We start from the raw sequence: 23,248 nt of genomic DNA, 5'->3' as shown, positions 1-23,248 counted from the left end.
GAGGTTCTAGACTCAGTGCATGACTGAGATCGATCTGAAGCCACGCAGCCGCGACGTGACAGACGGGATCGAAGCCACCACTTCTCGTGGGATGCTTCGTGCCGTCGGGATGGGAGACGCCGACTGGGAAAAACCCCAGATCGGTATCGCCAGTTCCTGGAACGAGATCACCCCCTGCAACCTGTCGCTGGACCGCCTCGCGCAGGCCGCCAAGGAAGGCGTGCACGGCGGCGGCGGCTACCCGCTTCAGTTCGGCACCATCTCGGTCTCCGACGGCATCTCGATGGGCCATGAGGGCATGCACTTCTCCCTGGTGTCCCGCGAGGTCATCGCCGACTCGGTCGAGGTCGTCATGCAGGCCGAGCGACTCGACGGCTCCGTGCTCCTGGCCGGCTGCGACAAGTCGCTCCCCGGCATGCTGATGGCCGCCGCGCGCCTCGACCTGGCCAGTGTCTTCCTCTACGCCGGCTCGATCGCGCCCGGCTGGGTCAAGCTCTCCGACGGCACCGAAAAAGACATCACCATCATCGACTCGTTCGAAGCGGTCGGCGCGGTGAAGGCCGGGCGGATGTCTGAAGCCGACGCCAAGCGGATCGAGTGCGCCTTCGCCCCCGGCGAGGGTGCCTGCGGCGGCATGTACACCGCCAACACGATGGCCAGCGTCGCCGAGGCCCTCGGCATGAGCCTGCCCGGCTCCGCCTCGCCCGCCTCCGCCGACCGCCGCCGCGACTACTACGCGCACCGCTCCGGCGAGGCCGTCGTCAACCTGCTGCGCCTGGGGATCACGGCCAGGGACATCCTGACCCGCAAGGCCTTCGAGAACGCGATCGCGGTGGCGATGGCGTTCGGCGGCTCCACCAACGTGGTGCTGCACCTGCTGGCCATCGCGAACGAGGCCGAGGTCGACCTGACCCTCGACGACTTCAACCGGATCGGCGACAAGGTTCCCCACATCGGCGACCTCAAGCCGTTCGGCAAGTACGTCATGAACGACGTGGACCGCCACGGCGGGGTTCCCGCCGTCATGCGCGCCCTGCTCGAGGCCGGGCTGATCCACGGCGACGCGCTCACCGTGACCGGCAAGACCGTCGCCGAGAACCTGGCCGAGGTCGACCCACCCGAACTGGACGGCGAGGTGCTGCGCACGCTCGACAACCCGATCCACGCCAGCGGCGGCATCACCATCCTCAAGGGGTCGATGGCCCCCGAGGGCGCCGTCGTCAAGACCGCCGGCTTCGACTCCGACGTGTTCGAGGGCCCGGCCCGCGTGTTCGAGCGCGAGCGCGCCGCCATGGACGCCCTCACCGAGGGCACGATCGAGAAGGGTGACGTGGTCGTCATCCGCTACGAGGGCCCGAAGGGCGGCCCGGGAATGCGGGAGATGCTCTCGATCACCGCGGCCATCAAGGGCGCCGGGCTCGGCGCCGATGTACTACTCTTAACGGACGGTCGATTCTCAGGCGGCACAACCGGACTGTGCATCGGCCATATAGCACCCGAAGCGGTGGACGCAGGTCCAATCGCCTTCGTGCGCGATGGTGATCTCATACGGGTCGATATCGCAGCTCGCACGCTCGACCTACTGGTCGACCCTGATGAGCTGGCCGTCCGGAGTGTTGGCTGGGCCGCTCTGCCTCCGCGCTACACCCGGGGCGTTCTCGCCAAGTATTCGAAGCTCGTGCAGTCCGCGGCCGTTGGCGCCGTGACCGGCTAGCTCACCATTCGCAATCGAACTAGGGATTTGATTTCATGACCGCGGACACCTCACCCGTGCCATCGCCATCGCCCTCGCCCTCGACCGCCGCCGCGTCCGTGGACGCGGGCCAGGGCAAGCCGGAGATCCTGACCGGCTCGGGGGCCATCATCCGATCGCTGGAACTGCTGGGAGTGACCGACGTCTTCGGCCTGCCCGGCGGCGCCGTGATCCCGCTCTACGACGAGCTGATGACACAGGACTCCATCCGGCACATCCTGGTGCGCCACGAACAGGGCGCCGGCCACGCGGCCGAGGGCTACGCGTCCGCCAGCAACCGGGTGGGCGTGGCCATCGCCACCTCCGGCCCGGGCGCCACCAACCTGGTCACGGCCATCGCCGACGCCTACATGGACTCGGTGCCGATCCTCTGCATCACCGGTCAGGTCTTCTCGACCCTGATGGGCACGGATGCGTTCCAGGAGGCCGACATCGTCGGCATCACCATGCCGATCACCAAGCACTCCTTCCTGGTCAAGCGGGCCGAGGACATCCCCGCGGCCATCGCCTCGGCGCACCTGATCGCCTCCACCGGCCGTCCCGGCCCCGTGCTCGTGGACATCACCAAGGACGCCCAGCAGCAGAAGGCGCCCTTCATCTGGCCGCCGAAGCTCGACCTGCCCGGCTACCGCCCCATCACCAAGGCGCACGGCAAGCAGGTGCAGGCCGCGGCCCAGCTGCTCGCCGAGGCGAAGAAGCCCGTGCTCTACGTCGGCGGCGGCGTCATCCGCGCCCGGGCGTCGGAAGAACTGCTCGCCTTCGCCGAGCTGACCAACACGCCCGTCGTCACCACCCTGATGGCCCGAGGCGCGTTCCCCGACTCCCACCAGCAGCACCTGGGCATGCCCGGCATGCACGGAACCGTGTCCGCGGTGCTGGCCCTGCAGGAATCCGACCTGATCATCGCGCTCGGCGCCCGGTTCGACGACCGGGTCACCGGCAAGGTCTCCGAGTTCGCGCCGCACGCCTCGATCGTGCACGTCGATGTCGACCCCGCTGAAATCGGCAAGATCCGCGCCGCCGATGTGCCGATCGTCGGCGATGCCAAGGATGTCATCGCCGACCTCACCGCCGCCTACGCGGCCGCCGCGAAGACGACGACCCCCGACATCAGCGCCTGGTGGACCTACCTCAGCGGCCTGCGCGAGGAATTCCCGCTCGGCTACGCGGAACCCACCGACGGGCTGATGAGCCCGCAGTTCGTGATCCAGCGCATCGGCGAACTGACCGGGCCGGAGGCCGTGTACGCGGCCGGCGTCGGCCAGCACCAGATGTGGGCCGCCCAGTTCATCAAGTACGAACGTCCCAACTCCTGGCTGAACTCCGGCGGAGCGGGCACGATGGGCTACTCCATCCCCGCGGCGATGGGCGCCAAGGTCGCCGAGCCCGACCGGGTGGTCTGGTCGATCGACGGCGACGGATGCTTCCAGATGACCAACCAGGAACTCGCCACCTGCACGATCAACAACATCCCGATCAAGGTCGCGATCATCAACAACTCCTCCCTGGGCATGGTGCGCCAGTGGCAGACCCTGTTCTACGACGGGCGGCACTCCTTCACCGACCTCAACACCGGGCACGGCTCCGACATGGTGCCGGACTTCGTGAAGCTGTCGGAGGCCTACGGCGCCCTCGCCATCCGCGTGACCAGCGCCGACCAGGTCGACGACGCCATCAAGCTGGCGCTCGCGACCAACGACCGCCCGGTCGTGATCGACTTCGTGGTCAGCCGCGACGCGATGGTCTGGCCGATGGTGCCGCAGGGCGTCAGCAACAGCTACGTCCAGTACGCCAAGGACCATGCACCGACCTGGGGAGAGGAATAACCATGACCAGCCACGTTCTGAGCCTCCTGGTCGAGGACAAGCCCGGCCTGCTGACCCGCGTCGCCGGCCTGTTCGCCCGCCGCGGATTCAACATCGAGAGCCTCGCCGTCGGTCACACCGAGGTCCCCGGTCTGTCCCGCATCACGATCCTCGTCGACGTCGAGGACGCCCCGCTGGAACAGGTGACCAAGCAGCTGAACAAGCTGATCAACGTGATCAAGATCGTCGAACTGGACCCGGCGCAGTCCGTGCAGCGCGAACACCTGCTCGTCAAGGTGCGCGCCGACAACACGACCCGGTCCATGGTGCTGGAAGCCGTCACGCTCTTCCGCGCCCGCGTCGTCGACGTGTCCGTGGACGCCGTCGTGATCGAGGTCACCGGCGACTCCGGCAAGACCCAGGCTCTGCTGCGCGTCCTCGAGCCCTACGGGATCAAGGAAATCGCCCAGTCCGGCCTGCTGGCCATCGGCCGCGGATCGAAATCCATCAGCGAACGCGTCTTCAAGAACTGACCTGCCGGTCTCCACCGTTTGACCTTCCGGTCTCCACCAGCTCGACCCAATCCCCACACTAAGGAGAATTACCCCGTGTCTGAGATTTACTACGACAAAGACGCCGACCTGTCGATCATCCAGGGCAAAAAGGTAGCCGTCATCGGCTATGGCTCGCAGGGCCACGCCCACGCGCAGAACCTCCGCGACTCGGGTGTCGAGGTCGTCATCGGCCTCAAGGAGGGCTCCAAGTCCAAGGCCAAGGCCGAAGAGGCCGGTTTCACCGTTCTCAGCACCGCCGAGGCATCCGCCTGGGCCGACGTCATCGTCATCCTCGCGCCCGACCAGGTGCAGCGTCACCTGTTCGCCGCCGACGTCCTGCCGAACCTGGCCGAGGGCAAGGCCCTCGTCTTCGGACACGGCTTCAACATCCGTTTCGGCTACATCCAGGCCCCCGAGGGCATCGACGTCGTCATGGTCGCCCCCAAGGGACCGGGCCACACCGTGCGCCGTGAGTACGAGGCCGGCCGCGGCGTCCCCGTGATCGTGGCCGTGGAGAAGGACGCGTCGGGCCAGGCCTGGCCGCTCACCCTCAGCTACGCCAAGGCGATCGGTGGCCTGCGCGCCGCCGGCATCAAGACCACGTTCACCGAAGAGACCGAAACCGACCTCTTCGGCGAGCAGGCCGTTCTCTGCGGCGGCGCGTCGCAGCTGATCCAGTACGGCTTCGAGGTTCTGACCGAGGCCGGCTACCAGCCGCAGGTCGCCTACTTCGAGGTGCTGCACGAGCTCAAGCTCATCGTCGACCTGATGTGGGAGGGCGGCATCGCCAAGCAGCGCTGGAGCGTCTCCGACACCGCAGAGTACGGCGACTACGTCTCCGGCCCGCGCGTGATCGACCCGCACGTCAAGGAGAACATGAAGGCCGTTCTCGCCGACATCCAGAGCGGCGCGTTCGCCGAGCGGTTCATCCAGGACCAGGACGCTGGAGCGCCGGAGTTCCTCGCCCTGCGCAAGAAGGGCGAAGAGCACCCGATCGAGGCCACCGGCCGCGAGCTGCGCAAGCTGTTCGCCTGGAACGCCTCTTCCGACGACGACTACGTCGACGGCGAAGCCGCGCGCTAACACCCAAGCGCGTATCAACAACGGGGCCGATCCACACGATCGGCCCCGTTTGCGCGTTAAAACCGCTGATGGCCCGGGGCATGCGTCCGGGGTGCTTGCCGCGGCCGGCAGGTGTTTAACATGGTTTCCAGTGGATGAACCCGGCCGCTTCCACTTTCCTCACGCGCGGCCAGCAGACATCGACGACGGCAATCGCAGGTGAACCCATGGGCAAGCAGACGACAGGGCAGCAGAGCGGGCATCCCCACTCCCTCGACGCGGTGAACGACCTGCAGAGGCATATTTCCGGTCTCGTGATCACGGTCGGCGACACCGGCTACGACGAGGCCAGACGCGTCTGGAACGGCATGATCGACCGCCACCCGGTCGCGGTCGTGCGGGCTGCCGATGCGGGCGACATCGGTCCGGTGGTGCAGTTCGCCCGCGCCCACGGCCTCACCATCGATAACCTGGTCGCCGCCGAGGTCCTGACCGCGGCGGGGGAGAACGTGACGGCGAGCGACTCCGAGAACTCCGAACTGCTCTGGGGGCTGCGCGGAGGCGGCGGCAACTTCGGGGTGGTGTCCACGTTCACGTTCCAGGCGCATCCGCTGCCCGCCGAGGTGTTCTCCGGCAACCTCGTCTACGGTCGGGACCGCTGGCTGGAGGCGCTCCGCGCCTTCGAGGCCTGGACCCGAGACCTGCCCGCCGAGCTGACCTCGATCATCAGCTTCCTGGTGCCGCCGCCCGGCTGGGAGCCGGGGGACGACCCGCTGATGCTGCTCGGCTTCGCCTGGGCGTCACCGGACATCGCGGCCGGCGAGGAGATCGTGGACCGACTGCGCCGGGCCGCGCCGCCCGACGCCGAGGTGGTCGAACCGGCGCGCTGGACCGCATGGCAGTCTGCCGTCGACGAGCTCTTCCCCCGGGGCGTGCGTGGGTACTGGAAGAACACCTCCTTCGACCGGCTCGACGACGACGTGATCCAGGTCATCGCCCGCCGGGCGGCCGAACAGACCTGGCGTGGGACGGGATTCGACATCCACCACATGGGCGGCGCGGTCGCACGGGTCGACGAGGAGGCCCCCCGTTCCCGAACCGGGCGGCACAGTTCTGGCTGAACATCTACGGCTTCTGGCCCGATGCCGCCGACGACGAAGCCCGGATCGCGTTCGTGCGCGGGTTCGCCGCCGAGATGGAGCCCTTCGCCTCGGGCTGCCAGTACGTGAACTTCCTCGGGGCGGAACCTGACCAGGACCCGCTGGCCGCAGCATTGGCCGTCTTCGGGCCCGCGAAACTCCGGCGCCTCAGCGGGCTCAAGCGCACCTGGGACCCGCACGGCGTCGTTGACCCGGTTCAGTAGGGCGACACCGTTCGCGGTGTGCCGGAAGTACCCCGGCTCGAAGACGAGCACCTGGCGCACGAGCGACGGATGCCGCAGCGCCAGCTGCAGCGCCACGATCCCGCCGGCGCTCGCGCCGAAGACCGCGGCGGGGGCGAGGCCCAGCGCCCGAAGCAGCGCCGCGGCGTCGTCGGCGTGCCGGGCCGAATCACACGGCCAGTCCTCGCGGCCGCTGCGCCGGGTGCCGCGAGGTTCCCACGTCACCACGGTGAAACCGGCCAGGCGCTCGGCGATCGGCCGGAACATCTCGGCGTCGTCGCTGGCGGCACCCATGAGGAGCACCGGCGGACCGGCGCCGCGCACTTCGGCGTACAGCCGGCATCCGTTCAGGTCATACCAGCCGATGCGCGGTTCCGGGGCGCCGGTAAGGGCGAAGGGATTGCCGTGGGACTCCCCATCCGTGATGGAAAAAGTCTACGGGAGTACCGTGTTCGACGCCGGGGGAATACCCGGAACCCGTCGACGAAGGAGTCACCATGAAGGCGCTTGTTTACCACGGTCCCGGCAAGAATGCCTGGGAGGACGTGCCCGACCCGACGATCGTCGAGTCGTCCGACGCGATCGTGCGGGTCGACACCACCACCATCTGCGGCACCGACCTGCACATCCTGAAGGGCGACGTTCCGGCCGTGCAGGAGGGCCGCATCCTCGGGCATGAGGGCGTCGGCACGATCACGGCGGTCGGCAACGCCGTGCAGAGCCTCGCGGTCGGCGATCGCGTCATCATCTCCTGCATCAAGTCCTGCGGGCACTGCGTGAACTGCAAGACCGGGCTGTACTCGCACTGCCTCGGCGACGAGGGAGCGTCCGGCACGGGCTGGGTCTTCGGCCACCTCATCGACGGAACCCAGGCCGAGTACGTGCGGGTGCCGTATGCGGAGAACTCCCTGCACAAGCTCCCGGAGGGAGTGAGCGACGAGCAGGGCGTGATGCTCTCCGACATCCTGCCCACCGGATTCGAGATTGGGGTTCAGTACGGCCGGGTCAAGCCGGGTGACGCGGTCGCCGTGATCGGGGCCGGGCCGGTCGGGCTGGCTGCCATCGCGACGGCCGGGCTGTACGGCGCCGGCACCATCATCGCCGTGGACCTGGACGAGAACCGTCTGGAGCAGGCGCGCCTGTTCGGGGCGACGGATGCCGTCGTCTCGGGAGCCGCCGACTGGAAGGAGCAGGTTCTCGCCCTGACCGACGGCGCCGGAGTCGACGTGGCGATCGAGGCGGTGGGGATCCCGGAGACCTTCTCCATGGCCCTCGACGTCGTGCGTCCCGGGGGCAACGTGGCCAATGTCGGCGTGCACGGGAAGTCCGTCGAGCTGCACCTGGAAAACCTGTGGATCCAGAACATCAACATCAGCATGGGGCTGGTGAACACCAACACCACGCCCATGCTGCTCAAACTGGTGGCCCAGCACAGGATCCCCGCAGAGAAGCTCGCCACGCACCGGTTCAGCTTCGACCAGATCCTGGACGCCTACGACACCTTCTCCCGCGCTGCCGAGACGAAGGCCCTGAAGGTCGTGATCAGCCGGGTGTGACCATCCGAGTGTGATCAGACTCGGTACGCTGGAGCCATGACTTCTGGAACCGGCAACGGCGATAATCGGGACAGCGACGCCCTGGGCTGGGCCGGAGACGACGACCCCACGCTGGCGTCCGGGACCGAGACGGGGCGCCCCGGTGCGGCCGTCGAGAGACCCGCCGAGGCCCCTGCCGAGCAGGCCGGTGAGCCCGACATCTCCGAGGTGCCGGAGGGCTGGACCGTGGCGGGCCCGACCGCGGCCGTGGAAGCCGCCGAGGCAGCCCGCGGGCGGGTGCCGATGAGTTCCCTGACTCTGGTCGCCCTGGGCGTCTTCGGCGGCGTCTACCTGCTCTACACGATCGGCTGGTTCGTCGGCGTCGGCCGGATCCAGAACCCCCTGGTCGACGTGCTGGGCCAGTTCATGTTCTCCCTCGGACTCTGGCTGGCCGTCGCCGCTCCCGCGGTCTGGTTCGCGGTGACGTTCTGGCTGACCCGCACCCATCCGAGAGCGCGGATCGGCTGGCTGCTCCTCGGGGTGGTGCTGCTCGCGCCGCTGCCGTTCATCTTCGGAAACGGGGCGAGCGCATGAGCGACGCGAAACTGACGACATCCGCTGCCGCACCCGCCTCCCGGCGCCATACCCCGCGCTGGCTCCGTTTCGGGATCGCCATCGTGTTCGGCCTCTTCTACGCGTACGACATCTGGGAGGGGATCGGCAACCTGGTCGGCCTGAACCAGACCGCGCAGGGCCTCGACACCCAGTTCAGCGGCTTCGGCCTGTTCGTGCTGCTGACCGGCATTCTGCTGCCCATCCTCGTCTACCTGCTGGCCGCCTGGCTCGGCCGTGCCAGGGGAGCGGGCGCCCAGGCGGCGCTGTTCCTCGCCGGGCTCTGCCTCAACGCGGCCATCGCCGCCGACATCTTCATGTTCGGACTCGGCAGTCTGATCGCCTGACCGGGTCCGGTCAGAGAATGGCCACCACGATCAGGCCCATCAGCACGAGCTGCCCGATCAGGCGCGGCACGAGGGGGATGGCGGCGGGGCCGAAGCGGTCCGGGTAGCGGGCGGCGAAGGCGTTCGCCGGGAAGACGGCGGCCAGAAAGACCACCAGGCTCACCCCGGCTGTAACAATCGTGCTACCGATCAGCAGACCGATGCCGCCGGCGATTTCGCAGAGACCCGTCACGATCACCAGATTCCGAGGGCTCAGCGGCCCGGCGAAACGCAGTCGTGGCGGGATCATCGCGGCCATCGTGCGTGCCACGGGCGGCAGGAAGTGGGTGATCCCGGCCCCGATGAAAACCACGGCCAGAACGATGCGGAGTGCCCACTGGACGTCCGGGAAGGTAACGATGCTCATGCCCCCATTCTGCAGCCGATAGAATATTGCCATATCGGGCGCCCCAGGGTCGCGGCGCATTCAACGCTTTTACGCTGCTATCGGAGGATCCGTTTTCGTGTCAAAACCAGTTGTCTTGATTGCTGAAGAACTATCACCTGCCACCGTCGACGCCCTCGGGCCCGACTTCGAGGTTCGCTCCGTAGACGGCACAGACCGGGTTGCTCTGCTCAATGAGCTGGCCACCGCCCACGCCGTGCTGGTGCGCTCCGCCACGAAGGTGGATGCCGAGGCCATCGCCGCCGCACCGCTGCTCAAGGTCATCGCCCGTGCGGGCGTCGGCCTCGACAACGTCGACATTAAAGCGGCCACGGCCGCGGGCGTCATGGTCGTCAATGCCCCGACCTCCAACATTATTTCCGCAGCAGAACTGACCGTCGGCCACATCATCAGCCTGGCCCGTCACATCCCGGCCGCCCACGGCGCGCTGGCGCAGGGGCAGTGGAAGCGCTCCAAGTACACCGGGGTCGAGCTGTACGAAAAGACCATCGGCATCATCGGCCTCGGCCGGATCGGCGCCCTGATCGCGGCGCGCATGCAGGCCTTCGGCACGAACATCATCGCGTACGACCCCTACATCACCTCCGCCCGGGCCCAGCAGCTCGGCGTGCAGCCGGTCGGCCTGGACGAGCTTCTCGCGCAGTCGGACTTCATCACCATCCACATGCCCAAGACGCCCGAGACCAACGGCATGATCGGCGCCGAGCAGTTCAAGCTGATGAAGCCCACCGCGTTCGTCGTGAACGTGGCCCGCGGCGGCCTCATCAACGAGGACGACCTCTACGACGCCCTCACCGCAGGCACGATCGCCGGCGCGGGCCTCGACGTGTTCGTCAACGAACCGCCGACCGGGTCGAAGCTGCTCGGCCTCGACAACATCATCACCACGCCCCACCTCGGCGCGTCCACGGACGAGGCCCAGGAGAAGGCCGGCGTCTCCGTCGCCAAGTCGGTTCGCCTCGCCCTGTCGGGTGAGCTCGTCCCCGACGCGGTCAACGTCGCCGGCGGCGTCATCGACCCCTACGTGCGCCCCGGCATCCCGCTGGTGGAGAAGCTCGGCCAGGTTTTCTCCGGTCTCGGCGCCCACAGCCCGCTGACCAGCGTCGACGTGGAGGTGCGCGGCGAGCTCGCCGACTACGACGTGAGCGTGCTCCGGCTCGCCGCACTCAAGGGCATCTTCACAAATGTCGTCAGTGAGACCGTGTCCTACGTCAACGCGCCGCTCCTGGCCGAACAGCGCGGCGTCGCCGTGCGCATGATCACCGACAAGGAATCGCCGGAGTACCGCAACGTCATCACGCTGCGCGGCGCCCTCGCGGACGGCTCGCAGGTGTCGGTCTCCGGCACCCTGACCGGCACCAAGCAGATCGAGAAGATCGTCGAGATCAACGGCTACGACGTCGAGGTTCCCTTCGACGAACACCTGATCGTGATGCTCTACACGGACCGTCCGGGCATCGTCGCGGTCTACGGCCGTGAGTTCGGCGAGGCGCAGATCAACATCGCCGGGATGCAGATCGCCCGCCACGTGGCCGGCGGCAAGGCCCTCAGCGTTCTCACGGTGGACTCGCCCGTTCCGGCCACCCTGCTGGCCAAGGTGCGCGACGCGATCGAGGCCGACATCATGGTCGAAATCGCCATCACCGAGTAATCACCCGAGTAGTCACCCGATCGCGGGTCGCTCGGCCATTCGCCCGATCACGGCCAGCAACCGGTCCAGTCTCGCCGCCGATGTCTCATCGGCGGCGAGCCGGCCCGGGGTCGCGAGGGTGGATTCGTAGTACAGCCCGTCACTGATGAGCATGATCGTCTCGGCCACGTCCGGGTCTCCCACCGCCTCCTCGATAGCGCTCAGCCACTGGCGCCGAGTTGAGGCCAGGGTGCGGTTGGCGAGCGGATGCGCCCCCTGCGCCAGGCAGACGGCGGCCCCGATCGCCTGGTCGAGGGGAGTGCCCTCGCTCATCGACGTGCGGATCAGGTAGTCCACCGCGCCCGCCGGCGCCGCCCGGATCCGCTCGACATCGTCGGCCACGAGCGCGTCCAGCCGCGACAGGAGCCCTTCGATCAGGGCGTCCTTCGAGCCGAAGTGGTAGAGCAGGCCGCCCTTGGAGAGGCCGGCGGCCGCGGCGACCGCCTCGAGGGTGCTCGCCCGTTCGCCCTGGTCGATCAGCAGCTGGGCGAAGGCGTCGAGGAGGCGATCGCGCGTGGGGGAGGGGCGCGGCGCGGTCCCGGCCGGGGAAGCGGGGGCAGAGGTCATGGTGCTACTATACCGTCTGGACGGTTTACTTCACCGTCCGGACGGTACAGTCACCGTCCCTGAAGCCGAAAGCAGTCGTCACCGTGTCCAACTCCCTCCGTGAGACCAGCCCCATTGCAGCCGAGAGCCGGGTGATCAGCTCCCGCCGCCGGTGGTGGGCCCTGGTCGTTCTGATGCTGCCCGTGCTCCTGGTATCGATCGACAACACGGTGCTCAACCTCGCCCTGCCGGCCATTTCCGAGGACCTCCGCCCGACCGGAACCCAGTTGCTCTGGGTGATCGACATCTACCCGCTCATGCTCGCCGGGCTCCTCGTGGCCATGGGCAGCCTCGGTGACCGGATTGGCCGGCGCCGGCTGCTCCTGATCGGCTCGGCCGGCTTCGGAGCCGTCTCCGTCGTGGCTGCCTTCGCCCCCAGCATCGAGTGGCTCATCATCGATCGCGCCGTGCTGGGTTTCTTCGGCGCCATGCTGATGCCTCCGACGCTGTCCCTGTTGCGGTCCGTCTTCACCGACCGCAACCAGCGCCGACTGGCCATCGCCATCTGGGCGAGCGGTTTCGCCGCCGGCAGCGCCCTGGGCCCCGTCGTGGGCGGCGTGCTGCTGGAACACTTCAAGTGGGGCTCCGTCTTCCTGCTGGCGGTGCCGCTGCTGGTGCCGCTCCTGGTGCTCGGCCCGCTGCTGGTGCCCGAATCCCGCGACCCGAACCCCGGGCGCATCGACGCCCCGAGCATCGCGCTCTCACTGGCCACCATGCTGCCCGTCGTCTACGGCATCAAGGCCGTTGCCGAAGCCGGCGCCACGCTCCCGGCCCTGGCTCCGATCGTGCTCGGCCTCGCCGCGGGCATCCTCTTCGTCCGCCGCCAGGGCCGGCTCACCCACCCGATGATCGACCTCGCCCTGTTCCGGCAGGGCGCGTTCAGCGGGGCGATCGGCGTCAACCTGCTGAGCGTTGTCGCACTCGTCGGCGGGCTGTTCTTCGTGTCCCAGTACCTGCAGCTCGTCCTGGGCCTCTCACCGCTGGCGGCCGGGCTCGTGCTCGTGCCGGGGCTGGTGGCCATGATCGTGTCCGGCCTGGTCATCGTTCCGATCGCCCGCCGGGTGCGGCCGTCGATCGTGGTGCCGGTGGCACTGCTGATCTCGGCGTGCGGCTATGCGGCCGCCGCGCTCGGCGGGGCGAACCTGGACGCGGCCGGCATCGCGCTGGTTTTCGTCGCACTCGGGATCGGAATCGGCGCCGCCGAGACGGTGTCGAACGAACTGATCGTGGCGAGCGCTCCCGCGGACAAGATGGGAGCGGCATCCGCTGTCGGGGAAACCGCGTACGAGCTCGGTGCGGTGCTCGGCACGACGATCCTCGGCACCATCCTGACGGCGAGTTACCGCAGCGCTGTCGTGCTGCCGGAATCGCTGACAGCGGCGCAGCGCGCGGCCGCATCCGAGACGCTCGGCGGCGCCGTGGCCGTGGCCGCCGGGCTGCCGGCCGGCCGGGCCGACCTGCTGCTGCAGTCCGCCCGCGACGCGTTCGCGGGCGGGATCGGGCCCACGGCCTGGATCGGGGCCGGGCTGGTGCTGGCGGCGGCGTTGGTGGCGCTGATCACCCTGCGCAAAGCCACCTGAGCCGCCGCCAGCGTGCCGTACTGCTAAAGACCGTTCGTCTGGATGTCGTCGACGGAGCTCTTCTGTGAGGTGACCTGCTCGCCGCTCGCCGGGTCGATGGCGCTGCGGGTGGTGGTCAGGGTGCTGCGCTTGCGGGTGAGCAGGACGATGCCGAGGATGGTGATGACGGCGCCGGCAGCCATCAGGATGTAGCCGACCAGCTCGATGTCCATCCACTCCACGGAGACGTTCAAGGCGAACACCATGACGGCGCCGACGACGAGGAGGAAGATTCCGAATCCGATACTCATGCTGACTGCTTTCTGTTGGTTGTCAGGAATTGTCCAGCTTAGACACTTCATGTGTCGCAGTAGGGTTTATCTACAGCCAACGTCCAGACATACGGAGTCGAATGTCCCCTCAGATCAAGCTCGCTGTCATTCCCGGAGACGGGATCGGCCCCGAGGTCGTCGCCGAAGCGGTCAAGGTCCTGGGTGCCGCCACGGCATCAGAGGACGTGTCTTTCGACCTGACCTGGTTCTCCCTCGGCGCGACCCGGTTCCTCGAAACCGGTGACGTGCTCACCGACGAGGACCTCGGCTCGATCGCCGGCCACGACGCCATCCTGCTCGGCGCCGTCGGCGGGACCCCCGGGGACCCCCGTCTCAAAGACGCCAACATCGAACGCGGACTGCTCCTGAAGCTGCGCTTCTCGCTCGACCACTACGTCAACCTGCGCCCGAGCGTGCTGTTCCCGGGTGTGCAGAGCCCGTTGGCCGCCCCCGGCAACGTCGATTTCGTCGTCGTGCGCGAGGGCACCGAGGGCCCGTACGTCGGCAACGGCGGCGCCATCCGCCAGGGCACGGCACACGAGGTCGCCAACGAGGTCTCCGTGAACACGGCCTTCGGCGTCGAGCGGGTCGTGCGCCACGCCTTCGCCGTCGCCCAGGCCCGGCCGGGCAAACACCTCACCCTCGTGCACAAGACCAATGTGCTCGTCTTCGCCGGTAGCCTCTGGCAGCGGGTCGTCGCATCCGTCGCCGCCGAGTTCCCCGAGGTGGCCGTCGACTACCTGCACGTGGATGCCGCGACGATTTTCCTCGTCACGAATCCGAGTAGGTTTGATGTCATCGTCACGGACAACCTCTTCGGCGACATCCTGACCGATCTGGCGGCCGCAATCAGCGGCGGCATCGGTCTCGCGGCCTCCGGGAACATCAATCCCGAGGGCCGGTTCCCCAGCATGTTCGAGCCCGTGCACGGTTCGGCCCCGGACATCGCGGGCAAGCAGCTGGCAGACCCCACCGCGGCCATCCTCTCGGTCGCTCTCCTCCTGGACCACCTGGGCCTCGCGGATGCGTCGACGCGGGTTTCCGCGGCCGTCACCGCGGATATCGCCGCCCGCGATCGGACGCCCCGGAGCACCTCCGAGGTGGGCGATGCCATCGTGACCCGACTGACAGACAAGGGACTCCAATGAGCCAGGCAGCACCCAGCGAGACCACACCGACCGATACCACGTCCACCGAGACCACGACCTTCCCGCTGAGCTTCGCCGTCACGCCCTCCGAGGCGGCCCGGTCGCAGGTCGAGCGCGAGGACATCCTCGCCGACCCCGGATTCGGCAAGAAGTTCACCGATCACATGGTCGCGATCGACTGGACCATCGACGACGGCTGGCACAACGCCCGCGTCATGCCCTACGGCCCGCTTCAGCTGGACCCGGCGTCCTCCGTGCTGCACTACGGGCAGGAGATCTTCGAGGGCCTGAAGGCCTACCGTCACGCCGACGGTTCGATCTGGACCTTCCGCCCCGAGAAGAACGCGGAGCGGCTGCAGCGCTCGGCCCGCCGCCTGGCACTGCCCGAGCTGCCGGTGGCCGACTTCATCGAATCGATCAAACAGATGGTCGCCATCGACGGCGACTGGGTGCCCTCGGCTCCGGAGACCAGCCTGTACCTGCGCCCCTTCATGATCGCCAACGAGAGCTTCCTCGGCGTGCGGGCCGCCCACCAGGTGGGCTACTACGTGATCGCGAGCCCGGCCGGCGCCTACTTCGCCGACGGCGTGGCCCCGATCAAGATCTGGCTCTCGACCGAGTACTCCCGAGCCGGCCGCGGCGGCACCGGTGCGGCCAAGTGCGGCGGCAACTACGCCGCCAGCCTGCTGCCCCAGATGCAGGCCTACGACAACGGATGCGCGCAGGTGCTCTTCCTCGACGGCGAGACCAGCAGCCGCATCGACGAGCTCGGCGGCATGAACGTGTTCTTCGTCTACGGCGCCGACACGATCGTCACGCCGCGCCTGACCGGGTCCATCCTCGAGGGCGTCACCCGCGACAGCATCATCCAGCTGGCCCGGGACAGGGGACTGACCGTGGAGGAGCGAGACGTGACCCTCGGCGAATGGCAGGAGGGGGTGGCATCCGGTGCCATCACCGAGGTGTTCGCCTGCGGGACCGCCGCCGTCGTCACGCCCATCTCCCAGCTCAAGGGTCCGAACCTCGAAATCGGCGACCCGGATGCGCCGGCCGGCCGGATCACGATGGCGCTCCGCCAGGAACTGACCGACATCCAGTACGGCCGCCTGCCCGACCGCCACGGCTGGCTCACCCGCCTCGACGCCCCGGCCGGAACCGCATGAAGATCGCGCGGTTCAACAATGACGGGCTGATCTCGTTCGGGATCATCGACGACGACGAGCTGGTGGTGCTCAAGGGCGACCCGATGTTCGCGGGCTACGACCCCACCGGCCAGCGCGTCCCCGTGCGCGACGTGAAGCTGCTCGCCCCGGTGATCCCGCGGTCGAAGATCGTCGGGATGGCCTGGTCCTACTTCGCCGACGAAGACGAGCAGTCCGTCGCCATGGACTCCGAGCCGCGGTTCTTCCTCAAGCCGAACACCGCCGTCGTGGGCCCGGGCGACCCGATCGTGCTGCCGGCCGCGTCGCGGGACGTGCGGGTGGAGGGCGAACTCGCCATCGTGATCGGCAAGATCACGAAGAACGTGTCCGTGCTGGACGCCGAGGACTCCATCTTCGGCTACACGATCGCGAACGACGTCACCGCTGTTGACCTGCGCGAGCGGGACGGGCACCTGACCCGGGCGAAGAGCTTCGACTCGTTCTGCCCGCTCGGCCCGGTCATCGACACCGAGTTCGACTGGACCGGCCTCTCGATCGAATCCCGCATCAACGGTGAGACCTTCCAGGAGGGCACCGCGGCGCTGCTCAAACACACCGTGGCGGAGATGATCTCCTTCGTCTCCGGCGTGTTTACCCTGCTGCCGGGCGATGTCATCCTGACCGGGGCCCCCGGCCGGGCCCGCGCCGTCGCCGACGGCGACACCGTGCAGGTCGAGATCGCGGGCATCGGCGTGTTGTCGAACCCGGTGCGCCGGGCCTGAGCCCGGCCGCGCGACTGTCAGCCTGCTGCGGGCGCGTCCTGCGGAAACCAGGCCCGAATCTGGTCCAGCGCCGTGTCGAGCAGGGCGACCGACTCGGCCGCGTTGACCCGGGCGAGGAGCATGGCGCTCATCCCCAGTGAGGCCAGGGTCCTCGCACGCTCAGGGGCGCAGTCAGGCCCGGATTCTCCCGGCGCCGACCCGGCCGCCCGGAGGGCGTCCTGAAGGGCGCGGGTCAGCTCCGACCGGTAGTCGTCGACGACCTGGCGGGCCGGGTCGTCGTGGGCGGCGAGGCCCGCGGCGCAGTTCACGAGCAGGCAGCCGCGGCGGGGGGAATCCTCCGGCAGGGCGCACACCGCCGAGCGGAGTTCCGCGAAGTAGGCGATCAGTGACGCGCGGCCGGCCGAGGGGCCGACCCCGGCCCCGGCCCCGGCCCCGGTCAGGATGCGCAGGCGCGGCCGGATCACGGTGTCCTGGTAGTCCTCGACGGCGGCGTCGAAGAGGCCGCGCTTGCTGCCGAACGCGTGGTAGATGCTGGATCGCTTGAGTCCGGTGGCGGCTTCCAGATCGGCGAGGGAGGCCGCGTCGAAGCCCTTGTCCCAGAACAGGTCCCGGGCCGCCTGCACGACGGTGATGCGCTCGAAGCTCTGCATCCGTCCCATCGCGTTTCCTCCAAATTTCCTGTAAGTGGTTTTGTGTATCGCTCAGTACACAATATATTAGACCACCCGTTACAAAATAGCAGAGGAGCCCCCGATGGCCTCGTCCACCACCAGCACCCAGATCCAGCTCGCCGCGCGCCCCACCGGCTGGCCGACGGATGCCGACTTCAGCACCATCCGGATCGACCTGCCCGAGTTGGCCGCCGGCCAGGTGCGCGTCGCCAACGAATTCGTGTCGGTCGACCCCTACATGCGCGGTCGGATGAACGACGCCAAGTCCTACTCCGCGCCCTACGCGCTGGGGGACACCATGACCGGCGGGGCCGTCGGCCGCGTGGTCGCCTCGGCCTCCGACTCGGTTGCCGTCGGCGACGTGGTCGTGCACCAGTTCGGCTGGCGCGACCTGGTGCAGGAGGATGCCGCCGGATTCCGGGTCGTCCCCGAGCTCCCGGGCGTGCCGCTCTCCGCCTACCTCGGCGTGCTCGGCATGACCGCCCTCACCGCCTACGTCGGCCTGCTCGAGGTGGCCGGACTCAAGGAAGGCGACACCGTCTTCGTCTCCGGCGCCGCCGGCGCCGTCGGCAGCATGGTCGGCCAGATCGCCAGGCTCAAGGGCGCCAAGCGCGTGATCGGCTCGGCCGGTTCGGCCGAGAAGGTCGCCCTGCTGACCGAGAAGTACGGCTTCGACGCCGCCTTCAACTACAAGGACGGCAACATCGCCGAGCAGCTCGCCGCCGCCGCTCCGGACGGCATCGACGTCTACTTCGACAACGTCGGCGGGGAGCACCTCGAGGCGGCCCTGGCCACCTTCAACGATGGCGGCCGTGCTGCCCTCTGCGGCGCGATCTCCGTGTACAACAACACCGAGGCATCTGTCGGCCCCCGTAACCTGGCGAACATGATCGGTCGAGGCCTGACCCTCAAGGGCTTCATCGTGGGCAACTACGTGCAGCACTTCGCCGCGTTCTCCACCGACATGGCCGGCTGGCTCGCCTCGGGCGAGGTCGTCTTCGACGAGACGGTCGTCGACGGGATCGACAACGCGGTCGAGGCGTTCCTCGGTCTCATGCGCGGTGAGAACACCGGCAAGATGGTCGTCCGCACGAACGTCTGATCGACCCGACAGCATCCTTTTCATACGATCACAATCTCTGGAGAAACCATGAATTCAGTACTTTTCGTCGTCAGTGCCGCTGACCACTGGACCCTCAACGACGGCAGCCTGCACCCGACCGGTTACTGGGCCGAGGAGCTCGCCGAACCGCACCGCCTGTTCACCGAGGCCGGCTGGCAGATCACCATCGCTACGCCGGGCGGCGTCGCCCCCACCATCGACGCGGGCAGCCTGACGCCTGCGGCCGCCGGTGGCGAAGACCGCGCCGAGGCCATCGTCGCGTACCTCGACACGATCGGCACCGAACTCGACGAACCGCGCTCGATCGATAGCGTCACGGTCGCCGACTACGACGTCGTCTTCTACCCGGGCGGTCACGGCCCGATGGAAGACCTCGCCGTCGACGCCGTCTCCGGCGCCATCATGACCGAGGCCCTCGACTCCGGTCGCATCCTCGGCGTGCTCTGCCACGCACCGGCCGCGATGCTCGCCGCCAAGCGCGCCGACGGTAGCTGGCCGTTCACCGGCTACCGGATGACCGGCTTCACCGACGAGGAGGAGACCCTCGGCGGCCTCGCCCCGAAGGCGAAGTGGCTCGTGCAGAGCCGCCTGGTCGAACTGGGCGCCGACTTCGTCGCCGGCGAGGCGTGGGGCGAGCACATGGAGATCGACCGCAACCTTTACACCGGCCAGAACCCGGCCTCCTCGGCCGCCCTCGCTACCGCGATCATCGCGGCCGTAACCGAAAAGACCGCCTGACCACCCCGCCGAGCCGTGAGTTCCGACCCTCTTTTTCGCTTTTTGAGGGGAGTTGCTCACCGCTCGGCGGACCGCGCCCGGGCTTGACGGTGGGTTGCGGGTCCGGACCGGCGGGCGGCGGGCGGCGGATTGTCAGGGGCGGAGGGCGCGGAGGGCGTCGGCGACGTCGTCCTCGTCGTTCCAGAGGTGGAAGGCCACCCGCGCCCGACCGGCCCGGCCCGAAGCGGTGAGCCCCGCCTGGGTGAGCCGGTCCAGGTCGGTGCCGTCGGCATCCGGCCAGGTCACGATCGCCTGGCCGGCCGGCGCCAGGCCGAGCCCGGTGCAGAGGGTGTCGCCCAGCGCCACGGCGTGATCGCGCACCTCGGCCAGGTCGAGCCGGCCGAACAGGTCCAGCGCGGGCTCGGCGCCCACCCAGGCGTTCCAGGCGGGGGAGACGTCGAACCGGCGCGCGTCGGTCGCGAGGTCCATGGCCGGTCCGTAGCAGGAGGCCCATGGGTCCCGGCCGGCGTACCAGCCGGCCTGCACGGGGAACAGCCGGGCGGCCAGGCGCTCGGTCACGGTCAGGAAGGCCACGCCCCGGGGAGCGCAGAGCCACTTGTAGCTGTGGCAGATGGTGGCGTCGAAGACGGATGCGTCCACCGGCATCCACCCGGCGGCCTGCGTCGTGTCGCAGAGGGTGAGGCTCCCGTGCCGTGCGGCCGCGGCCCTGATCGCCACGGTGTCGGCGACCGCGCCGGTGGCCGACTGCACCAGCGACCAGGCCACGAGCCAGGTGTCGGCGGTGATTCCGGCGGCCAGCTCAGCCAGCGGCAGATGCCGCACGGTGACCCCGCGGTGGGCCTGGCCGAGGAAGGGAAACACCATCGAGCTGAAGTCGCCGTCAACGCAGAGCACCTCCGCGCCGTCGGGCACGCTCGCGGCGAGCAGGCCGGCCAGCACGGATGCCTGCGACCCGATCGCGACCCGGCTCACCGGAACGTGCACGAGCCCCGCGTACGCGTGCCGAACCCGCTCGACGGCGGCGGCATAGCCCGTCGCCGAGGCCTGTCCGAGCGCCCACGCCTCGGCGTCCGCGCGAAGGGCCGCCTCCGTCTCCCTGGTCGGCAGCCCCAGCGTGCAGGCGGCCAGGTAGCCGCGGCCGCCGCGGAACCGGGCGCGCGCCTCCCGCACCCCGATGTGGGGCGGCAGCTCCGGCAGCTCCGGCAGCTCCGGCAGTTCCGAGCGCGCGTCGGTCGAACGCGCGGCGGGGGAGTCGATCGGATTCATTCCTCCAGCATGCGGCGGGGGCATGCATTCGACAACAGCCACTAAATGATGTGAAACATAGCCGCAGGTTATGATTCGGGAATGACTCCCGTCGCCCCGCCCGTTCTCGATGCGCAGAGCCTGCGCGTCGTGGGTGCCATCGCCGCCCACGGGTCGATCACCGCGGCGGCCGCCGCGCTGGGCTACAGCCAGCCGGCCGTGAGCCAGCACCTCAAACGGCTGGAACAGCGCATCGGCATGGCCGTGATCGAGCGCGTCGGCCGCGGCGTGCGGCTCACCGAGGCCGGCCGGCTTCTCGCCCGGCACGCCGTGACGGTGACCGTCGCCCTGGAGGCCGCGTCGGGAGAGCTGGCCGAGCTGCAGGGGCTGCGGGCCGGCCAGGTGAGGCTGGCGGCCTTCCCCTCCGCCTCGGCCACGATCGTGCCCCGGTTGATCGCGGATCTGCGGAGCCGGCATCCGGGTATCACCGTCACCTACGTCGAGGCCGAGCCGCCGGAGGCCGTGGCTCTCGTGCGCGAAGACGACGCCGACCTGGCGATCACCTTCAGCTACCCCGGCGACCGGGTCGACCCGCACCGGGCCAGCGCGCACGGCCTGGTCGTGACCACGCTCCGCCGGGACGAGATGCTGCTCGTGTTGCCGGCCGGCCACGCGCACGCCGGCGACGACGCGGTCGACCTCGCCGACCTGGCCGGGGAGAACTGGATCGGCGGATGCCCGCGGTGCCGCGGTCACCTGCTGGAGCTCTGCGAGCACAGCGGTTTCACGCCCCGCATCTCCTACGAGACTGACAACACGGCTGCGGTGCTCGGCCTCGTAGCGGCGGGAATCGGCGTCGCGATGCTGCCCGCGCTGGCCGTCGGTGCCGGGCTCGCCCCCGCATCCGTCGCGGCGCACCCGTCGGTGAGCATCCGCCCGACCCTGGCCCGGGACCACCGCACCCTGCACGCGGTCACGGTCGCCGGTGCCGCCGGAGTGCCCGCCATCGCCGCGACCCTGCGGCGTCTGGCCGCGCTCACCGCGCTCACCGCGGCCGCCCCGGCCGGGGCCGTCGCCAACTAGACTCGATGTCGATGTCTGAGACAATAGCGCACCCGTTTTCCACCGCCACCGGCACCGACGTCCGCGTTCGGTTCTGCCCCTCGCCGACCGGAACGCCGCACGTCGGCCTCATCCGCACGGCCCTGTTCAACTGGGCTTACGCCCGGCACACAGGTGGCACGTTTATCTTCCGGATCGAGGACACCGACCCGGCCCGTGACACCGAGGAGAGCTTCGTGCAGCTCCTCGACGCGCTGCGCTGGCTGCGCCTGGACTGGGACGAGGGCGTCGAGGTCGGCGGGCCGCACGGCCCCTACCGCCAGTCCGAGCGCTACGACATCTACGCCGACGTCATTGAGAAGCTCAAGGCATCCGGCCACATCTACGAGAGCTTCGCCACCGGTGAGGAGATCGAGGTGCGCAATGTCGCACGCGGACGCGATCCCAAGGCCGGCTACGACAACTTCGAACGCGATCTGAGTGACGAGCAGAAGGCAGCCTTCCGCGCCGAGGGCCGTTCGCCGGCGTTGCGACTGAAGGTGCCGGACACGGACATCTCCTTCGACGACCTGGTTCGCGGCGAGATCACCTTCCCGGCCGGCTCGTTCAGCGACTTCGTCGTGGTGCGGCCCAACGGGCATCCGTTATACCCGTTCGTGAACCCGGTCGACGACGCCATGATGGGCGTCACCCACGTGCTGCGCGGCGAAGACCTGCTCTCCTCCACGCCGCGCCAGATCGCGCTGTACCACGCGCTGATCGACATCGGGCTGGCTACGTTCGTGCCGCGCTTCGGGCACATGCCCTACGTGATGGGGGAGGGCAACAAGAAGCTCTCCAAGCGCGACCCCGAGTCCAACCTGTTCCACCACCGCGCTCGCGGCTTCGTGCCGGAGGGCCTGGTCAACTACCTGTCGCTGCTCGGCTGGTCGCTCGCGAGCGACCGCGACGTGTTCACGATCGATGAGATGATCGCCGCGTTCGACGTTGTCGACGTATTGCCGAACCCGGCCCGCTTCGACCTCAAAAAGGCCGAGTCGCTCAACGGCGACCACATCCGCCTGCTCGACCCCGCGGACTTCGCCGCTCGGGTCATCCCGTACCTGGTGGCCGCCGGCGACGTGACGGAACCGCTGAGCGAGGTGCAGCAGGCCATCCTCGAGGCCGCGGCCCCGCTCGTTCAGGAGCGCATCGCCCTGCTCGGTGAGGCGCCCGGCATGCTCGGCTTCCTGTTCATCGGCGGCGACTCGCTGGCCTACCAGCCGGATGCGCTCGCCTCGCTCCCGAAGAATTCCCAGGAGATCCTCGCCGCCTCCACCGCGGCGCTGCTGGACATTCCCGAAGCGGAATGGACGCACGACCGCGTGCACACCACGCTCACCGAGACGCTGATCGACGGCCTCGCACTCAAGCCCCGAGTGGCCTTCGGCCCGTTGCGGGTCGCCGTCTCAGGCCGCCGCATCTCGCCGCCGCTGTTCGAGTCGATGGAGATCCTCGGCAAGGCGGAGTCCGTGCTGCGGCTCACCCGCCTGGCGGCGCACACCCTCGAGTAACCGAGGCTCCGGGCGGAGGTGGGCCCTGGCTCGCCACCGCCCGGCTCCGCCCGGCTCCGCCCGGCTCCGCCCGGCTCCGCCCGGCTCCGCCCGGCTCCGCCCG

The 23,248-nt window shown here is 69.0% G+C and carries 23 protein-coding genes and 1 pseudogene; 18 read left to right on the top strand and 6 right to left on the bottom strand.

The features are described 5' to 3' along the window. Nucleotides 1-19 precede the first annotated feature (19 nt). The 6 genes from ilvD to E3T24_RS18220 all read left to right on the top strand — a co-directional run bounded on the left by ilvD (nucleotide 20) and on the right by E3T24_RS18220 (nucleotide 6,537). On the top strand, nucleotides 20-1,714 hold the full coding sequence (gene ilvD / locus E3T24_RS02475; protein WP_134365214.1) for a dihydroxy-acid dehydratase: 1,695 nt from the start codon (nucleotides 20-22) through the stop codon (nucleotides 1,712-1,714). A 35-nt stretch (nucleotides 1,715-1,749) separates the two neighbouring features. Further along, nucleotides 1,750-3,579, top strand: a complete 1,830-nt coding sequence (locus E3T24_RS02470) for an acetolactate synthase large subunit (RefSeq protein WP_134404980.1) — start codon at nucleotides 1,750-1,752, stop codon at nucleotides 3,577-3,579. Nucleotides 3,580-3,581: 2 nt separating this feature from the next. Continuing rightward, entirely contained in the window at nucleotides 3,582-4,091 is a 510-nt protein-coding gene (gene ilvN / locus E3T24_RS02465; protein WP_134365216.1) for an acetolactate synthase small subunit, read from the top strand. A gap of 75 nt (nucleotides 4,092-4,166) precedes the next feature. After that, a complete protein-coding gene (ilvC, locus tag E3T24_RS02460) occupies nucleotides 4,167-5,195 on the top strand; it encodes a ketol-acid reductoisomerase (protein WP_134365217.1) in 1,029 nt (342 codons plus the stop codon). 206 nt (nucleotides 5,196-5,401) lie between these two features. Then, nucleotides 5,402-6,295, top strand: coding sequence for a hypothetical protein (locus E3T24_RS02455; RefSeq protein ID WP_347232632.1), 894 nt, complete (start codon nucleotides 5,402-5,404; stop codon nucleotides 6,293-6,295). 53 nt (nucleotides 6,296-6,348) lie between these two features. Continuing rightward, nucleotides 6,349-6,537 carry a hypothetical protein gene (locus E3T24_RS18220; protein ID WP_347232631.1) on the top strand — a complete coding sequence of 63 codons (189 nt, stop codon included), beginning with the start codon at nucleotides 6,349-6,351 and terminating at the stop codon, nucleotides 6,535-6,537. A gap of 60 nt (nucleotides 6,538-6,597) precedes the next feature. Here E3T24_RS18220 and E3T24_RS02450 read toward each other — a convergent pair. Continuing rightward, nucleotides 6,598-6,858 (bottom strand): annotated as a pseudogene (locus E3T24_RS02450) (alpha/beta fold hydrolase); the annotation flags it as partial. 194 nt (nucleotides 6,859-7,052) lie between these two features. Between E3T24_RS02450 and E3T24_RS02445 the strand changes: the two are divergent. Genes E3T24_RS02445 through E3T24_RS02435 form a run of 3 tightly spaced genes read left to right on the top strand, consistent with a single transcriptional unit; the run spans nucleotide 7,053 to nucleotide 9,049 of the window. Beyond that, nucleotides 7,053-8,111 carry a zinc-dependent alcohol dehydrogenase family protein gene (locus E3T24_RS02445; protein WP_134402824.1) on the top strand — a complete coding sequence of 353 codons (1,059 nt, stop codon included), beginning with the start codon at nucleotides 7,053-7,055 and terminating at the stop codon, nucleotides 8,109-8,111. A gap of 36 nt (nucleotides 8,112-8,147) precedes the next feature. Continuing rightward, nucleotides 8,148-8,684, top strand: a complete 537-nt coding sequence (locus E3T24_RS02440) for a DNA polymerase III subunit gamma/tau (protein WP_134365219.1) — start codon at nucleotides 8,148-8,150, stop codon at nucleotides 8,682-8,684. Next, complete coding sequence (locus E3T24_RS02435; protein WP_134365220.1) at nucleotides 8,681-9,049, top strand: hypothetical protein; 369 nt, start codon at nucleotides 8,681-8,683, stop codon at nucleotides 9,047-9,049. The genes E3T24_RS02440 and E3T24_RS02435 overlap by 4 nt, the downstream gene beginning before the upstream one ends. Nucleotides 9,050-9,059: 10 nt before the next feature. On the opposite strand, the gene E3T24_RS02430 is transcribed toward E3T24_RS02435, so the two are convergent. Further along, nucleotides 9,060-9,455 (bottom strand): DoxX family membrane protein, encoded by a 396-nt coding sequence (locus E3T24_RS02430; protein WP_134365221.1) that lies wholly within the window; start codon nucleotides 9,453-9,455, stop codon nucleotides 9,060-9,062. A 97-nt stretch (nucleotides 9,456-9,552) separates the two neighbouring features. Here E3T24_RS02430 and serA point away from each other — a divergent pair, with 97 nt between their 5' ends. Then, on the top strand, nucleotides 9,553-11,145 hold the full coding sequence (serA, locus tag E3T24_RS02425) for a phosphoglycerate dehydrogenase (RefSeq protein WP_134365222.1): 1,593 nt from the start codon (nucleotides 9,553-9,555) through the stop codon (nucleotides 11,143-11,145). A gap of 12 nt (nucleotides 11,146-11,157) precedes the next feature. Here the strand turns inward: serA and E3T24_RS02420 are convergent, their stop codons facing one another. Further along, entirely contained in the window at nucleotides 11,158-11,751 is a 594-nt protein-coding gene (locus E3T24_RS02420) for a TetR/AcrR family transcriptional regulator (protein ID WP_134365223.1), read from the bottom strand. Between the two features lie 131 nt (nucleotides 11,752-11,882). Between E3T24_RS02420 and E3T24_RS02415 the strand changes: the two genes are divergently transcribed. Continuing rightward, a complete protein-coding gene (locus E3T24_RS02415; RefSeq protein WP_241975949.1) occupies nucleotides 11,883-13,370 on the top strand; it encodes an MFS transporter in 1,488 nt (495 codons plus the stop codon). A 23-nt stretch (nucleotides 13,371-13,393) separates the two neighbouring features. On the opposite strand, the gene E3T24_RS02410 is transcribed toward E3T24_RS02415, so the two are convergent. Beyond that, nucleotides 13,394-13,660 carry a DUF6458 family protein gene (locus E3T24_RS02410; RefSeq protein ID WP_134365224.1) on the bottom strand — a complete coding sequence of 89 codons (267 nt, stop codon included), beginning with the start codon at nucleotides 13,658-13,660 and terminating at the stop codon, nucleotides 13,394-13,396. 101 nt (nucleotides 13,661-13,761) lie between these two features. On the opposite strand from E3T24_RS02410, the gene E3T24_RS02405 reads away from it, so the two are divergent. The 3 genes from E3T24_RS02405 to E3T24_RS02395 are packed head-to-tail and all read left to right on the top strand — an operon-like array spanning nucleotide 13,762 to nucleotide 16,753. Further along, complete coding sequence (locus E3T24_RS02405; RefSeq protein ID WP_134365225.1) at nucleotides 13,762-14,829, top strand: 3-isopropylmalate dehydrogenase; 1,068 nt, start codon at nucleotides 13,762-13,764, stop codon at nucleotides 14,827-14,829. Further along, complete coding sequence (locus tag E3T24_RS02400) at nucleotides 14,826-15,992, top strand: branched-chain amino acid aminotransferase (RefSeq protein WP_134365226.1); 1,167 nt, start codon at nucleotides 14,826-14,828, stop codon at nucleotides 15,990-15,992. Before E3T24_RS02405 ends, E3T24_RS02400 begins: the two co-directional genes overlap by 4 nt. After that, nucleotides 15,989-16,753 carry a fumarylacetoacetate hydrolase family protein gene (locus tag E3T24_RS02395; RefSeq protein WP_134365227.1) on the top strand — a complete coding sequence of 255 codons (765 nt, stop codon included), beginning with the start codon at nucleotides 15,989-15,991 and terminating at the stop codon, nucleotides 16,751-16,753. Before E3T24_RS02400 ends, E3T24_RS02395 begins: the two co-directional genes overlap by 4 nt. Before the next feature lie 17 nt (nucleotides 16,754-16,770). On the opposite strand, the gene E3T24_RS02390 is transcribed toward E3T24_RS02395, so the two are convergent. After that, on the bottom strand, nucleotides 16,771-17,412 hold the full coding sequence (locus tag E3T24_RS02390) for a TetR/AcrR family transcriptional regulator (RefSeq protein ID WP_134365228.1): 642 nt from the start codon (nucleotides 17,410-17,412) through the stop codon (nucleotides 16,771-16,773). 94 nt (nucleotides 17,413-17,506) lie between these two features. Between E3T24_RS02390 and E3T24_RS02385 the strand changes: the two genes are divergently transcribed. After that, the gene (locus E3T24_RS02385) at nucleotides 17,507-18,526 is read left to right on the top strand and encodes an NADP-dependent oxidoreductase (RefSeq protein WP_134365229.1); all 1,020 of its coding nucleotides are present in this window, start codon (nucleotides 17,507-17,509) and stop codon (nucleotides 18,524-18,526) included. A 48-nt stretch (nucleotides 18,527-18,574) separates the two neighbouring features. After that, nucleotides 18,575-19,285 carry a type 1 glutamine amidotransferase domain-containing protein gene (locus tag E3T24_RS02380; protein ID WP_134365230.1) on the top strand — a complete coding sequence of 237 codons (711 nt, stop codon included), beginning with the start codon at nucleotides 18,575-18,577 and terminating at the stop codon, nucleotides 19,283-19,285. Between the two features lie 132 nt (nucleotides 19,286-19,417). Here E3T24_RS02380 and E3T24_RS02375 read toward each other — a convergent pair whose 3' ends face one another. Beyond that, complete coding sequence (locus E3T24_RS02375; protein WP_134434242.1) at nucleotides 19,418-20,551, bottom strand: aminotransferase class V-fold PLP-dependent enzyme; 1,134 nt, start codon at nucleotides 20,549-20,551, stop codon at nucleotides 19,418-19,420. A gap of 81 nt (nucleotides 20,552-20,632) precedes the next feature. Here E3T24_RS02375 and E3T24_RS02370 point away from each other — a divergent pair, with 81 nt between their 5' ends. Then, entirely contained in the window at nucleotides 20,633-21,613 is a 981-nt protein-coding gene (locus tag E3T24_RS02370; RefSeq protein ID WP_134434241.1) for a LysR family transcriptional regulator, read from the top strand. Between the two features lie 11 nt (nucleotides 21,614-21,624). After that, nucleotides 21,625-23,145, top strand: a complete 1,521-nt coding sequence (gene gltX / locus E3T24_RS02365; protein WP_134365233.1) for a glutamate--tRNA ligase — start codon at nucleotides 21,625-21,627, stop codon at nucleotides 23,143-23,145. Nucleotides 23,146-23,248: the final 103 nt, after the last annotated feature.

The sequence above is a fragment of the Cryobacterium sp. TmT2-59 genome, from assembly GCF_004403545.1.
GTDB lineage: Bacteria > Actinomycetota > Actinomycetes > Actinomycetales > Microbacteriaceae > Cryobacterium > Cryobacterium shii.
This window is presented reverse-complemented; position numbering and strand designations above follow the sequence as displayed.